This is a genomic window from Pseudonocardia aurantiaca, assembly GCF_039526725.1.
GTDB lineage: Bacteria > Actinomycetota > Actinomycetes > Mycobacteriales > Pseudonocardiaceae > Pseudonocardia > Pseudonocardia aurantiaca.
This window is the reverse complement of record NZ_BAAAJG010000001.1, coordinates 300,667-313,998: the sequence shown is the minus strand read 5'-3', so window position 1 is coordinate 313,998 and position 13,332 is coordinate 300,667. Positions and strand designations below refer to the sequence as shown.

At 72.4% G+C, this 13,332-nt stretch carries 13 protein-coding genes; 4 read left to right on the top strand and 9 right to left on the bottom strand.

All coding sequences use genetic code 11. The annotated features are described in order from the left end of the window. From ABD143_RS01445 to ABD143_RS01415, 7 genes are all read right to left on the bottom strand, one after another. Entirely contained in the window at positions 1-891 is an 891-nt protein-coding gene (locus ABD143_RS01445) for a carbohydrate kinase family protein (RefSeq protein WP_343969978.1), read from the bottom strand. After that, positions 888-1,742, bottom strand: a complete 855-nt coding sequence (locus tag ABD143_RS01440) for a BtpA/SgcQ family protein (protein ID WP_343969975.1) — start codon at positions 1,740-1,742, stop codon at positions 888-890. The genes ABD143_RS01445 and ABD143_RS01440 overlap by 4 nt, the downstream gene beginning before the upstream one ends. Further along, the gene (locus ABD143_RS01435; protein WP_343969972.1) at positions 1,739-2,581 is read right to left on the bottom strand and encodes an ATP-binding cassette domain-containing protein; all 843 of its coding nucleotides are present in this window, start codon (positions 2,579-2,581) and stop codon (positions 1,739-1,741) included. Before ABD143_RS01435 ends, ABD143_RS01440 begins: the two co-directional genes overlap by 4 nt. Then, entirely contained in the window at positions 2,578-3,576 is a 999-nt protein-coding gene (locus tag ABD143_RS01430) for an ABC transporter permease (protein WP_343969969.1), read from the bottom strand. Before ABD143_RS01430 ends, ABD143_RS01435 begins: the two co-directional genes overlap by 4 nt. Then, positions 3,573-4,745 carry a substrate-binding domain-containing protein gene (locus ABD143_RS01425; protein WP_343969966.1) on the bottom strand — a complete coding sequence of 391 codons (1,173 nt, stop codon included), beginning with the start codon at positions 4,743-4,745 and terminating at the stop codon, positions 3,573-3,575. The genes ABD143_RS01430 and ABD143_RS01425 overlap by 4 nt, the downstream gene beginning before the upstream one ends. Before the next feature lie 93 nt (positions 4,746-4,838). Next, on the bottom strand, positions 4,839-5,621 hold the full coding sequence (locus ABD143_RS01420) for a GntR family transcriptional regulator (protein ID WP_343969962.1): 783 nt from the start codon (positions 5,619-5,621) through the stop codon (positions 4,839-4,841). Between the two features lie 171 nt (positions 5,622-5,792). Next, positions 5,793-6,842 (bottom strand): PA containing protein, encoded by a 1,050-nt coding sequence (locus tag ABD143_RS01415; RefSeq protein ID WP_343969959.1) that lies wholly within the window; start codon positions 6,840-6,842, stop codon positions 5,793-5,795. Positions 6,843-7,011: 169 nt separating this feature from the next. On the opposite strand from ABD143_RS01415, the gene ABD143_RS01410 reads away from it, so the two are divergent. Next, complete coding sequence (locus tag ABD143_RS01410; RefSeq protein WP_343969956.1) at positions 7,012-8,100, top strand: adenosine deaminase; 1,089 nt, start codon at positions 7,012-7,014, stop codon at positions 8,098-8,100. Positions 8,101-8,174: 74 nt separating this feature from the next. On the opposite strand, the gene ABD143_RS01405 is transcribed toward ABD143_RS01410, so the two are convergent. Continuing rightward, positions 8,175-9,680, bottom strand: coding sequence for an ArnT family glycosyltransferase (locus tag ABD143_RS01405; RefSeq protein ID WP_343969954.1), 1,506 nt, complete (start codon positions 9,678-9,680; stop codon positions 8,175-8,177). A 130-nt stretch (positions 9,681-9,810) separates the two neighbouring features. Between ABD143_RS01405 and ABD143_RS01400 the strand changes: the two genes are divergently transcribed. The 3 genes from ABD143_RS01400 (at position 9,811) to ABD143_RS01390 (ending at position 12,814) form a co-directional block, all read left to right on the top strand. Next, positions 9,811-11,001, top strand: a complete 1,191-nt coding sequence (locus ABD143_RS01400; RefSeq protein WP_343969951.1) for a sensor histidine kinase — start codon at positions 9,811-9,813, stop codon at positions 10,999-11,001. Beyond that, positions 10,998-11,645 carry a response regulator transcription factor gene (locus ABD143_RS01395; RefSeq protein WP_343969948.1) on the top strand — a complete coding sequence of 216 codons (648 nt, stop codon included), beginning with the start codon at positions 10,998-11,000 and terminating at the stop codon, positions 11,643-11,645. Before ABD143_RS01400 ends, ABD143_RS01395 begins: the two co-directional genes overlap by 4 nt. Before the next feature lie 284 nt (positions 11,646-11,929). Then, positions 11,930-12,814, top strand: coding sequence for a hypothetical protein (locus ABD143_RS01390; RefSeq protein WP_343969945.1), 885 nt, complete (start codon positions 11,930-11,932; stop codon positions 12,812-12,814). On the opposite strand, the gene ABD143_RS01385 is transcribed toward ABD143_RS01390, so the two are convergent. Then, positions 12,724-13,299 carry a dihydrofolate reductase family protein gene (locus ABD143_RS01385; RefSeq protein ID WP_343969942.1) on the bottom strand — a complete coding sequence of 192 codons (576 nt, stop codon included), beginning with the start codon at positions 13,297-13,299 and terminating at the stop codon, positions 12,724-12,726. The genes ABD143_RS01390 and ABD143_RS01385 overlap by 91 nt on opposite strands. Positions 13,300-13,332 lie beyond the last annotated feature (33 nt).

Sequence of the window (13,332 nt, the reverse complement as noted above, 5' to 3'; positions counted from 1 at the left end):
TCACGTCCACGCCACCGGCCGGACGCCCGCGCTTCCGCCTATCGACCCGATGGCCGCGGCCGCGACCGCGGCGCCGGTGCGGGCCGCGGCGGCGAGGTCGGCCCCGTGCAGCCGGGCGCCGAGGAACCCGGCTGCGAAGCAGTCGCCTGCGCCCGTCGTATCGACGACGGTGGCCGGCGCGGCGGGCACCCGCACACAGTCGGTGCCCTCGTGCACGACGGCTCCGTCCGCCCCGGCCGTCATCACGACGACGGGGGCGCCCTGCGCGCGCAACGCGGCGATCCCCTCCTCGATCGTCTCCCCGAAGGCCAGCGCGGTGTAGTGGTTGCAGAACAGCAGGTCGGTGACCTGCAGCAGGCGGGTCACCGCAAGGCGGTCGGTGACCATCGTGGGCTCGAGGTCCACGGAGACCAGCGCGCCGGCCCGGCGGCCGGCCTCGGCCGTCCAGATGGCGCGTTCGAGGTCGAAGGGCACCAGGTGCACGGCCCGCGCCGCGGCGAGGTCGACGTCGGCCAGCAGGTCCGCCGGCGGGAACAGCGCGCCGCCGTCGGCGACGACGAGGGACTTCTCGCCTGCCTCGTCGAGGGTGACGACGCTGACGTACGTAGCGATCGCCGGGATCTGCCGCACGTACTGCGCGTCGACGCCCAGCTCCCGGTAGTGGTCGAGCGCCATCCGGCCGTGCGCGTCGTCGCCGATCGCGGCGACCATCCCGGCCCGCAGGCCGAGGCGGGCCGCCGCGCAGGCGACGTTCACGCCCATACCGCCCGGGTGCACTCCGAGCAGCTGTCCGAGCACCTTCTCGCCCGGTCCCGGCCGGCGCGGGGCGCGCACGTACACGTCGACGTCGGCGTCGCCCACCACGAGCAGGTCCAGGGGCCTGTCGCTCACGGGCGACCGCCAGCGGGCTCGGCGGCCCGGGCGGCGGCGACCAGAGCCTCGGCGCGGGCCGGGTCCACCGGGTTCCACCACTTCCCGTCGCGCTTCACGAACGCCCCGACGATCGCGCCGTCGGCCACGGCGAGCAGCTCTGCCGCGTTGTCGGGCGCGAGTCCACTGCCGACGAGCACCGGCAGGTCGACCGCGCCCGTCACCTCACGGACGTCCTCCGGCCCGGTTGGCGAGCCGGTCCGGGTCCCGGTCACGACGACGGCGTCGGCGCAGTACATCTGGATGTCGCGGGACACCTCGGCGAGCGAGCGGTCCGCGGTGAGGGTGTGCGCGCCGAACTTGACCTTGACGTCCGCGAGCACCAGCACGTCGCGCGCCCCGATCGACGCCGCGTAGCGCAACGCCTCCGCGGCCACTCCGTCGAGCTGCCCTTCGTTGGCGACATAGCTGGTGACCCAGATGTTGGCGCGCACGAACTCGGCGCCGGCCGCCTTCGCGACGGCCAGGCTCGGGACCACCGCGTTCGCCACGCATATGACCCCGACGGGCACGCCGGCCGCACGTCGCACCTCGCGTGTCACCACGGTGAGCGCGGCGACCGTCTCCGGGCCGATGTGCTCGGGCCGCGCGTAGGGCAGGTCACCGGCGTTCTCGACGATGATGCCGTCGAACCCGCTGCGCACCAGCGTCAGAGTGTCCTCGACGGCAAGCGCGCAGATGTCGTCCAGCGACTGCCCCGCGTAGGCGGGCGCGCCGGGAAGCGGCGGGAGGTGCAGGTTGCCGATGAGCGGGCCTCGCCGGTCGAACAGGGCGGCGAGGCGGTCGGTCGGGTGCGGGATTCCGAGGCTCACGCGCGCTCCCCGCCCACAGCGGGCTCCGCGCGGTCCCCGCCGTTCGTGGTCGTCGCGAAATCGCTGCGCAGTCCGGTGATGTACTCGACGAGGGCGGTGCTGTCGAGTTCGGACACGGCCCTGTCGGCGACAAGTCGCCCCAGCCGCAGTACGAGCACCTGGTCGCAGACCTGCATGACGTGCTCCATGTTGTGGGTGATCACGAGGACCGCGACGCCGCGGTCGGCGAGCTTGCGGACCAGTTCGAGGACGAGGGCGGTCTGGGCGACGCCGAGCGCGGCGGTCGGCTCGTCCAGCAGGACGATCCGCTGGCTCCAGCCGACGGCCCGACCGATCGCGATGCACTGCCGCTGCCCGCCGGACAGGTCGCGGACCCTGGCCTTCGCCGACGGCACGCGGATGCCCAGCTCACGCAGGATCTCCTCGGTGCGGCGCTGCATCGCGCGGTGGTCGAGCCAGCCGAGCTGGCGCAGCACCGGGATCTTCGTGCGGATCTCACGGTTCAGATAGAGGTTCTGCGCCACCGTGCTGTGCTGGACCAGCGCCAGGTCCTGGTGCACGGTCTCGATGCCCAGCGCGGCGGCGTCGCGGGGGCTGTGCATCGCCGCGGGGCGGCCGTCGACGATGATCTGCCCCTCGTCGGGCTGCACCAGTCCGGACAGGCACTTCACGAGCGTCGACTTCCCGGCGCCGTTGTCGCCGACGAGCGCGGTGACCTGCCCGGGCTGCAGCGCGAACCCGACGTCGGCCAGCGCGTGCACTCCCGCGTAGGACTTGTAGAGGCCCTCGACCCGCAGGCCGGTGGCACTGTCGGTCGTACTGTCCGCTGTGGTCGTCATGCCTTCTCCCGCTGGCTGATCGCAACGGCGAGAACGATGATCAGGCCCGTGACGAGCGTCTGCTGGGAGGCCGTGAGCCCGGCGAGCAGCAGTCCGTTTCGGATCACGCCCATGAGGATCGACCCGACGAAGGCGCCGACGACCGAACCGTAGCCGCCGCGCAGCGTCGTCCCGCCGATGACGACGGCGGCGAGCGTCGCGAGCATGTCGTTGACGCCGAGGGTGTAGATCGCGCCCTGGATCTGCCCGGTGTAGATCAGGCCGGCGAGCCCGGCCGCGCCACCGCTTACCGCGAGCACCGCGATCCGGACCCGGGAGGTGTTGATCCCGACCGCCCGCGCGCTGATCCGGTTGTCGCCGGTCGCGAGCACCCGCTGGCCGAAAGCCGTCCAGCGCAGGGTGAGGTGGGCGACCACCAGCGCCGCCACGCTCCACAGCAGAGCCACCGGCAGCGACGCGAACGCGCCCGAGCCGAAGATCGTCGCGAAACCGACGTTGCTGACGGGGATGTCCTGCAGGTGGGAGAAAATCTCGGTCGCCCCGGCGAAGAGCTCTGTCGTGCCCAGCGTGATGAGGAACGACGGCACCCGCAGCGCCACCACGAGCGTTCCGTTGAGCAGCCCGGCCAGCACGCCGACGGCGAACCCGACGGCGGCGCCGACGGGCGCCCCGAAGGCGTTGACGGCCTGCGCCCCGACCACTGCCGAGAGCGCCACCACCGCGCCGATCGAGAGGTCGATCTCCGCGGCGGACAGGACGAACACCGTCGCACAGGCCATCACGGTGATGGGGGCGGTCTGCTGGAGGATCGTCAGGAAGTTGTGGCCGGTCAGGAAGCCGCGGTCGGCCAGGGTGATCGCGAAGTAGGCGAATACCAGCACGAACCCGACGTAGACAGCGGCGCCCGACCACGGGGCCCGGCGCAGGCGGGCCACCGCCTCGCCGAGCGGGCCGGGAGCCGTCCCGGCCCGCTCGAGAACCTGCTGCGTGCTCACTGGTTCACCGCCGCCACCACCTGCGGGTCGGGCTCGGAGCGGTAGTAATCGGAGTAGGCCTGAAGGAGGTTGTCCTTGGTCACGGACATCGCGCCGACCTGGACGTAGGCCGGCACCTCCTTGCCGAGGAGCGCGAGCCCCACCTCGTTCGCCATCGCAGCGCCGATGCCGTACGGGTCGTCGATCGCCAGCGCCCGTACGGCCCCGCCCTGCGCGAGTGAGAGCGCGACGGTGTTGGAGAGGTCCATCGTGCCGACGTAGACGTCATTGCGGTTCGCGGTGTTGAGCGCCTGGATCACGCCGGCGGCCGGCTCGGACCAGGGCGCGTAGATCGCCTTGATGCTCGGGTTCTGCAGCAGCATCGTGCGTGCCACCTCGAACACCTGCGACGGGTCGGAGAAGCCCTGCTTGGCCACGATGTGGATGTTCGGGTAGTCGTTCTCGATCGCGGTGCGGAACGCGGCGTCGCGCTGGTTCACGACGTAGGCGTTCGCGCTGAAGTAGATGAAGCCGATGTCGCCGCTACCGCCGATCGCCGAAGCGAGCCCGTCGGCCGTCACCTTGCCCATCCCGTACAGGTCGTCGCCCACCACGCCGACGTAGTCGGTGCCGTGCTGGAAGCCATCGGGGATGTTGCTGATGAAGGCGAGCTTCGAGCCTGCCTGCGCGGCCTGCCGCAGCGACGGCGCGAGCTCGGCCGGGTTGATCGGCCAGGCCAGGATGGCGCTGGGCTTGTCGGCGAGCACGGTCCGCACGGCGTTGGCCTGGTCCGCCGCACTGTAGGCCGAGTTGCTCGTCGCCGAGAGCCGGATGCCGAGCTGGTCGAGCCGCTCGCGCGCCCCCTTCGTGACGGCGTCGGCCCACGCGCTGTTCGTCTGTAGCAGGAGGGCGGCCGAGAAGTTCCCGTTGCGCAGCTGCGCGATGTCGGCGTCGGAGAGGACGAGATGGTCGGTGCCGACGCCGGTGGCGCCGTTGGGCCCGACGGTCTCGGTGACCTTCCCGCTGACGGCGACCTCCTCCGGGGCGACGCCGGCGCCGGCAGCCGACGACGCGGACGTGTCTGCGGGCGCGGCGACCTCGGCCTGCGTGCAGCCGCTGAGCGCGAGTGCGGCGGCGATGGGGATCGCGCACCAGGCGGTGCGGCGCACGAGGGGGGATGGGGCGGACATGGCGGCTCCTGGGGATTGGAGTTCGGGCACGCCGAAGAAGCCCTCGGCGCTAGGGCGAACGGGTTGGGGAGTGCCGGGGTGTCGCGCGTGGGGTCAGCCGTTGAGTGGCTGGAGCTCTCCCATCTCGATCCGGTACTCGTAGCGGTCCTCGCGGTAGCGCATCCGCGAGTACTCGGCCACCGTCGTGTCGGGCAGGTAGGCGTAGCGCTGGCCGAGCAGGACCGGGTCGTCGACCTGGCAGTCGATCAGCTCGGCGCACAGCGCGTCGGCGCGCGCGACGCCGACCGTCTCCACTCCACTGTGGAGTGCGAGTTTCAGGGGGGCAGCGCGCAGCGCCTCGTAGAGCGAGCCGCCTGCAAGGACATCGGCATCGAGGACGTCGTCGGCGCCGCGGAGTACGGCGACGGGGATCCAGGTCTCCTGTAGACCGATGGGTCTGCCGTCGGCGAGCAGGGTGCGAAGCAGGTACCGGCACTCGCCGCCGAAGGCATCGGCCGGGTCGCTGATGCCGGCCATGGGTGGCGGCCGGCGGTGGGAGACCAGGGTGCGGACCGAGGGCACGTGTCCCTGGCTGAGCAGGTTGCGGGTGAACGAGGTGAGCGCGCCGCGCGAGCTCAGCTGCGGGACGGTGGTGCCGGTGTCAGCGAGGAAGGTGCCCTTGCCCTGGATGCGGTGCAGCACGCCCTCGGTCACCAGCGCACTGATCGCCTGGCGGACGGTCGCGCGCGATACCCGGTAGGTGTCGCCGATCTCAGGTTCTGACGGGAGCCGGTCACCCGGGCGCAGCCCGCGCGCCTTGACGTCGGCCAGGAGCGCTCGCTTGAGCTGGACGTGCAGCGGTTCGCTGCTCGCACGACTGACCGAGGAAGTCGTCATGACGACATGATGACTTGGGCGGTATTGCTGCGCGAGACACCTAGTGTTACAGGGCTGTTAACTCACGGCCCGTTCGTTCGCGACGAGCAGGCCCCCGAACGCCAGGAAAGCCACATCAGGGCGGTAGCTGCCCTGATGTGGCTTTCCAGGCGGAACGGAGAGGGTGCCTGCTCAGTCGTCCGGGTCGTCCGTCACCGTGTCGACCACGGAGGCGCCGTTCGGGGACTTCACCGTGACCTTGGCCCGCGCGCGCCGCTGGGTCGGGCGCGGCGGAGGCGGGGGCATCTGGTGAACCGACGGGCCGCGGCCGAGGATCAGCTCCGCGAAGGTGGCCATGGCCTCGTCGAGCTGGCCGGCGTTGCGGCGCTCGGACTCGGCGTTGGCCTGCTCCACCAGTGACTGCAGCGAGTGGGCGTCCGGGCGCTGCACGAGCGTGGCGTCGAGCTTGCCGAACTTCTCCTCCATGCGGCCGGACAGCCCGTTCTCCAGGGTGTCGAGCCGGACCGAGAGGCTGTCCAGGCGCGAGGCCAGGGACTCCAGCTGCTGCGCGAGCCCGTCCAGCGGCGCCGTCGGGTCGACCGCAGGGCGGGCGGCGAGGTCCTCGAGCCGGCGGTGCAGGCCGACGCTGGTGTCGCCGAGCAGGTTGCGCAGGCCCTCGCCGGACTCGTCGACCGAGCGCAGCGCTGTGTCGAGCTGCTCGCGGACCATGCGCTCGACGCCGTCGATGCGCTCCTTGATCGGCGTGCCCACCGACGACGGCATCGCGTCGAGCCGCATCTCGTGGCGGTCGAGGCGGTTGTCGAGGTCGTCGAGGCGCTTGTGCAGGCCGCCGAGGCGGTCGTCGAGGCCGTCCATGCGGCCCGACACGCCCTCCAGGCGGCCGGCCATCCCGTCGAGCCTGCCGTCGAGCTGCGCGATCGGCTTGGCCATCTTGTCCGGCATCGCCTCGACGGCCCGCAGGACGGAGGCGATCGCCGAGTCCTGGGCGTCCAGCTTGGCGACCGTCTCGTCGAGGCGCTCCGCCAGGACGCTGACCTCGGTGCGGTCGGGAAGCTCGGTGAGCCGCTTGCGCACGGTGCCAAGGGCGTCCAGCGTGGCAAGGCGCGCATGGATCTCGTCGAGCGAGTCGAAGATCTGCTGCTGCTCGCTGTCGCGGATCTCCGCGGCGCGCACCAGCATGCCGCGCATGCGGTCGAAGGAAAGCGTGGAGTCATTGCTCATGGCGCGGGGAGCTTCCTCTGAGCCGGACATCGGGGAGTGCCCAACGAGGGTAGCGAGCGTTGCAGATCACTCTTCCGCGGCTCCCCGATCGGACGTGCGGTAGCCCGATCGGCCTAGCGTGCGCTGCCCTGACCGGAGATGTCCGGTTGGGTGTTCTAGCGTGATCCGCGTGCCTGCGCCTCTGACCATCGACACCATCCGGGACGCGCCCAAGGTCCTCCTCCACGACCACCTCGACGGCGGGCTGCGCCCGGCCACCGTCGTCGAGCTGGCGGACGCCACTGGTTACGCGGGGCTGCCCAGCACGGATCCAGCCGAGCTGGGCGGGTGGTTCCTGGCCGCATCCCACTCCGGGTCGCTGGTGCGGTACCTGGAGACGTTCGGCCACACGGTCGGGGTCATGCAGACCGAGGACGCGCTGGTCCGGGTGGCCGCGGAATGCGCCGAGGACCTCGCGGCCGACGGGGTGGTCTACGCCGAGGTTCGGTTCGCCCCCGAGCTGCACGTGGAGCAGGGCTTGGAGCTCGACGGCGTCGTCGAAGCGGTGCTGGAGGGCTTCCGGGTCGGCACGGAACGGGCGGCCGCGCGTGGCAGGCGGATCCGGGTGGGCTGCCTGCTCACGGCCATGCGGCACGCCGCCCGTTCGCGGGAGATCGCCGACCTGGCCGTGCGGTACCGGGACCTCGGAGTGGTGGGGTTCGACATCGCGGGCGCCGAGGCCGGCTTCCCGCCCACCCGCCACCTCGACGCGTTCGAGTACCTCCGCCAGCAGAACGCGCACTTCACGATCCATGCGGGCGAGGCGTTCGGGCTGCCGTCGATCTGGGAGGCGCTGCAGTGGTGCGGGGCCGACCGGCTCGGCCACGGCGTCCGGATCGTCGACGACATCACCCTCGGCGCCGACGGCACCCCGAGGCTCGGTCTGCTCGCCGCGTACGTGCGGGACAAGCGCATCCCGCTGGAGATGTGCCCGACGTCGAACGTGCACACGGGCGCGGCCAAGTCGCTCGCGGACCACCCGATAGGCCTGCTCACGGAGCTGCGGTTCCGGGTCACGGTGAACACCGACAACCGGCTGATGTCGGACGTGTCGCTGGCCAGCGAGATGACCGCGCTCGTCGACACCTTCGGCTACGGCTGGGCCGACCTTCAGTGGTTCACGGTCAACGCTATGAAGTCGTCGTTCCTCGGCTTCGACGAGCGGCTGGCGATGATCAACGACGTCATCAAGCCCGGTTACGCAGCGCTGCTCGCCTGACCCGACTGGCGGTCACACGATCGCAGCAACTAGGTCACGCTTCTGTACCAGCTCGGCGTGTCGCCTCGCGCGCGTCAGCGGCTGCGGATGGAGGGCCACATCGCCGCCCACGGCGTCGTCCGGCCCGTGCAGAGCCACACCTCCAGGCCGTCGACGGGTCGTGGCGCGCAGTCCGCGAAGTACCGCCGGAAGGTGTCCGGCACAGTCTCGAAACCGACCCACAGCGCGTTCGTCTGCGACTCCGGGGGTGGGGCGAAATAGCCGTAGCCGCGGTGCGGGCTGTAGGCGGGTGGGCCTCCCGCGCGCTCGCCGAGCACGTCGACCGCCGCCGCGAGCGGGTAGATCTGGGCGAACAGGGCCGTCTGCCGGCGAGTTCCGTCCGGCAGCGCCTGGTACGCGGCGGTCGCCGCCATCGCACCGGGTTCCATCACCCGTTCCCCTGCCTCGACGGCCGCAGCGGGCGCGCCGGGGATCTGGGCCAGCCACGCGGCCGGCAGGACAGGGACGCTCAGCAGCAGTGCCGCCGCGCCCACCGTGAACCCGAGCGCCGCGAGCGTCCCGCGGGTCCGCCGGGCCCGGCCGCGCGCCCACGCGGTCAGCTTGACGGCACCGAGCGCGACGAGCGCGGGGAGGATCGCGAGGGTGTAGTAGGAGCGGCCTCCGGAGAGCGCGAACGCCACGCACACGCCGACGAGCGCGACCGCGAGCCAGGCGGCCGGATGCCGGTGCGGCGGCCGGGCGAGCGCGATGCCCACCCTGATGAGCCCGACGAGCACAAGCGGCGCGCCGACCAGACCCGCGAACAGCACAACGCCGAGGACGAACCCTGTAGTGCCCGGCCACTCGTCGCGCACGACCGCGCCCATCTGCGCGTACGGCCAGCCGTTCGCCGCCTGCCACAGCAGCGTCGGCACGGTGGCGACGACGGCAACTGCCGCGCCGGCCCAGAGCGCCGGTCTGCGCAGCATCTCCCGCGGTCCGCACAGGAGCACGCCGACCGCGACCGCTGCCCACAGCGCGGGCACGAGGAACTTCGTCTGGAGACTCACCGCTGTGACGACCCCGGCGAGCAGCAGCAGCCGGTCCGAGCGGGTGCGCACCCAGCGGGCCAGTAGCCACAGCAGCAGCGTCCAGAGCACCGGGTCGACGGTGTAGGTCGCGAGGTAGTGGCTCATCAGGACGGTCCCGGACACGGCGACGGCACCCGCGGCCAGCACCTGCGCACCGCGGCCGCCGCCCAGCTCCCGCGCGATCAGCGCTGCCAGCACGACGGTGAGCGCGGCGCCGAGCGTCACCGGGAGCCGGAACACCAGCAGCGACCCCGGCGCGACCCGGTCGAGCAGCCCGGCCAGCGCGGGCACGAGCGGCGGCTGGTCGAAGTAGCCCCACGCGAGGTGGTCGCGCCCCGCGACGAGGAAGTACAGCTCGTCGAAGAAGTAGCCCGCGCTCTCGCTCGCGATCGCCAGGACGGCCGCCACTGCTGCGGCGATCAGGAGGACGGGGCCGCGGGCGAAGTCCCCGTCCCGCCCGCGGCCCCCCGCTTCGACCCGCACGAGCGGGTCGGTGGTCTCGGTTGTCATGTCTCGATCACATGGGATCACCGCTCGGCGCGGCAGTCCTCGACGGAGGGAACCGCACCCGACGAAAGTAGGTGCCCGACCCCACGGCCGAGGGTGATCGTCAGGGGCTCGTCGCGGTTACCGTGGCCGGGTGCGGGAGGTCGAACGGCCGCGACCGGTCACGGTCGCGCTCGTCGTGGGGGCGGCGGTGCTCTTCGCCGCCTTCGACGTGCTGCTCTTCCTGCTCGGATCGCAGAGTACGGGGCCGGCGGGACCGGCGGCGGCGCTCGTCGTCCGGCTCGTGCTGGACCTGTCGCTCGTGCTGGTGTTCCGCTACCCGCTCGCAGTCATGTGGACGATGATCGCCGGGTCCCTCGTCCTGATCGGGAGCGAGCTGGTCGCGCCGGGCCTCCTCGTGGCCACGCCGGTACTCACGGGCGACCCGTTCATCCCGCCCACCGTCGGTGTGGTCGTGGCCACGGTCGTGCAGCTGCGCGACCGGCGCTCCACGTGGGTGCTCGTCGGTGTGATCACGCTCCTGGCGACCCGCCCGTGGGACCCGTCGTGGGTGACGGTGCCGCTGGGCCTGCTCTACACGGCCGTGCCCGCGCTCGCGGGCCGCTACTTCGCCGCCAGGCGCACCCTGCTCGCGGGTCTGCGGGAGAAGGCCGAGCGCACCGAGCGCGAGCAGCAGCTGCTCGCCGAGCAGGCCAGGGCCGAGGAGCGCGCCCGGCTCGCCGCCGAGATGCACGACGTCGTGACCCACCGGGTGAGCCTGATGGTGATGCAGGCCGGGGCGCTCGAGGTCACGGCGAACGACCCGGCGGTCCGGCAGGCGGCCGACGCGTTGCGCGTCGCCGGGATGCAGGCGCTCGACGAGCTGCGCGAGCTGGTCGGGGTCTTCGGCCGGGTGCCCGGCGGGGCGTCGCCCGCGGTCGGGCCGCCCGCGCCGCGCCGGGAGCTGCGTGAGCTCGTCGATGCATCGGTGGCCGCGGGGGTCCCGGTGGAGCTCGTGCAGCACGGGCCGGACGACGGGGTCCCGCCGGCCGTGTTGCGTACGGCCCACCGCGTCGTGCAGGAGGCGCTGACGAACGTGCACAAGCACGCGCCCGGCGCGGACGTGCAGGTCGAGGTGCGCTACGGCGCCGACGGCGTGACGGTCTCGGTGGGCAACACCGCCGCACCGGCACCACCCGACCCGGCACTCGCAGGGTCCGGCTCGGGGAGCGGGCTGCGCGGGCTGCGGGAGCGCGTGGAAGTGATCGGCGGCGTGCTGCACGCGGGGCCGCGCGCCGGCGGAGGTTTCGAGGTCAGGGCCGACCTGCCCGTGGAGGTGCGATGACGGTCCGGGTCCTGGTGGCCGACGACGAGCCCATGGTGTGCGCCCACCTGCGCACGATCCTCGGCGCCGCGGGGATAGAGGTCGTCGCCACCGCGGCCGACGGGGCCGAGGCCGTGGAGGGGGTCGTGCTGCACTCGCCCGACGTCGTGCTCATGGACCTGCGGATGCCCGGCGTCGACGGGATCACGGCCATCGCGCGGATCGTCGCCCTCCCGGACCCGCCGCCCGTCGTCGCGCTCACGACGTTCGACGGCGACGAGCACGTGCACCGTGCGCTGCGGGCCGGGGCGGCGGGCTACCTGCTCAAGTCGACGCCGCCCCACGACCTGGCCGGCCTGGTGCGGGTGGCCGCGGCCGGGCACACCGTGCTCTCCCGCTCGGCGGCCGGCCGGCTCGTCGACCGGTCGGCCGACGAGCACACGACCCGGCGCCGGGCGCAGGCCAGGCTGGCGCCGCTGACCGAACGGGAGCGGGACGTGGTGGCGCTGCTCGGCGAGGGCTGCTCGAACGCGGAGGTGGCGAAACGGCTCTTCCTGACCGAGGCCACGGTGAAGGGGTACGTCTCGCGGGCGCTGGACAAGCTCGGCTGCTCCAACCGCACGCAGCTCGGCCTGCTCGCCCGCGAGGCGGGCCTGGCCGGCTAGCTGTACTGACTCTGGACGTACGGACGTTGTTGCCGCGGGTCCAGCGTGTCGGCCATGTCTGGGTCGACTCAGAACGGTGGTTCGTCGTCGGCTGGATCGTCCGCCGGGCTTGGGTGTTCGGGGGCGGGCTGGTCGGGTGGGGTCGGGCCGCGTCCTCCGGGGGGCTGGACCCGCGAGATCGACGGGGTGGGCGAACTCCAGCCTCGGAACCCCGCTGAGGTCGATCTCGCGGCAGTTTCGCGGAACCCGCCCGCAAGCTGGGCCGAGAGATCCATCCTCGGGGCGTGTCTGGTGTTCCTGGCTGGCCTGTCGCGTTTCGCGGGTCGGCGGCCGTCGCGGCGGGGCTTGTCACCCGGGATCGGCTGCGCGGGCCGGGGTTCCTGCGGCTGTTCCCCGACACGTACGTCACCACGCCCGACGAGCCGCAGCCCGACCTGGCGCTGCGCTCGCACGCCGCGTACCGCTACATCGAGGGGCGCGGGGTGCTGTCGGGCTACTCCGCGGCCGAACTGCTCGGGGCGTCCTGCGGGCCGAAGAACGCCCCGGCCGAGGTCACCGTGCTCCACCGGGGACAGCGCAGCCCGGACGGGCTGCTCGTGCACCGCGAGCGGCTGGCGCCCGGAGAGGTCCGGGAGGTCGGCGGGGTGCAGGTCACGAGCCCGGTCCGCACCGCCTACGACCTCGCCCGCCGGGGTGCCCTCGTGGAGCGGGTCGTCGCCGTCGATGCCCTGGCCAACCGGCACCGGTTCGCGCCGGACCTGCTGCGGCACTTCGCCGTGCGCTACGCCGGGGTGCGGGGGAACGACGGCGTCGCCGAGGTGCTCGCGCACGCCGACTGGCGGGCCGGCTCGCCGATGGAGACGCGGCTGCGGATGGTCATGGTGCAGTGCGGCCTGCCGCGGCCCGAAGCGCAGTGGGTGGTGCAGGACGAGCGGGCGCGCAGCGCAGTGTGGCTCGATCTGGCCTACCCGGAGTACCTCATCGGCGTCGAGTACGAGGGCGAGGGGCACACCGACCCGGCCGTGGTGCTGCACGACGTCGGCCGCTACACGGCACTGGTCGACAAGGGCTGGCGCATCTACCGGTACACGAAACTCGACATCCTGCACCGCCCCGACCGCATCCTAGAACAGCTCAGCCGCGCCCTGGACCGCACGAAATCGACATGAGCGGGGTCCAGACCCCGCCCAACCCCCATCACGTCGATCTCGTCCGCTCGAAGGGCGTCCACCCGCATCACCAGGACCCGGTCGACCAGACCGAGTCGGAAGAGGCTGCGAACCAGGGACGGGCTGCCGATGGTGCGCATCGGCAGGCCGTCGGCCATCGCCTTCAACTCGGGCATGGCCGTCTCGACCGGCTCGCTGATGATCGTCGTGTTCGCCCACGTCAGGGGCGGTTGGATCGTCTTCGAGAACACGATCTTGGGAAGCTCCGCCATGCGGGCAAACGTCGGGTCGTCGCCGTTCGCGACGATCTCGGACATCAACCGGTACGACGTCGCGCCCATGACCATGACGTGGTCTTCGGCGAGCTGTGCGTGCATCCATTCGAACAGACCCGGCGCGCCGTAGCCCCAGTACGGGGCCGATCGCGGCCCGGGGCCGCCGAACCCGTCAACGGTGCTGAACATGTCGACCCGCAGCTCTCGCACGGGGGCTCCTCGGATGTCGGGGACACGAGACGG

Excerpts from the sequence above, each read along its gene's own strand:
- ABD143_RS01435 (WP_343969972.1), bottom strand. The coding sequence starts at position 2,581 with ATGACGACCACAGCGGACAGTACGACCGACAGTGCCACCGGCCTGCGG.
- ABD143_RS01425 (WP_343969966.1), bottom strand. The coding sequence starts at position 4,745 with ATGTCCGCCCCATCCCCCCTCGTGCGCCGCACCGCCTGGTGCGCGATC.
- ABD143_RS01420 (WP_343969962.1), bottom strand. The coding sequence starts at position 5,621 with ATGACGACTTCCTCGGTCAGTCGTGCGAGCAGCGAACCGCTGCACGTC.
- ABD143_RS01415 (WP_343969959.1), bottom strand. The coding sequence starts at position 6,842 with ATGAGCAATGACTCCACGCTTTCCTTCGACCGCATGCGCGGCATGCTG.
- ABD143_RS01405 (WP_343969954.1), bottom strand. The coding sequence starts at position 9,680 with ATGACAACCGAGACCACCGACCCGCTCGTGCGGGTCGAAGCGGGGGGC.
- ABD143_RS01395 (WP_343969948.1), top strand. The coding sequence starts at position 10,998 with ATGACGGTCCGGGTCCTGGTGGCCGACGACGAGCCCATGGTGTGCGCC.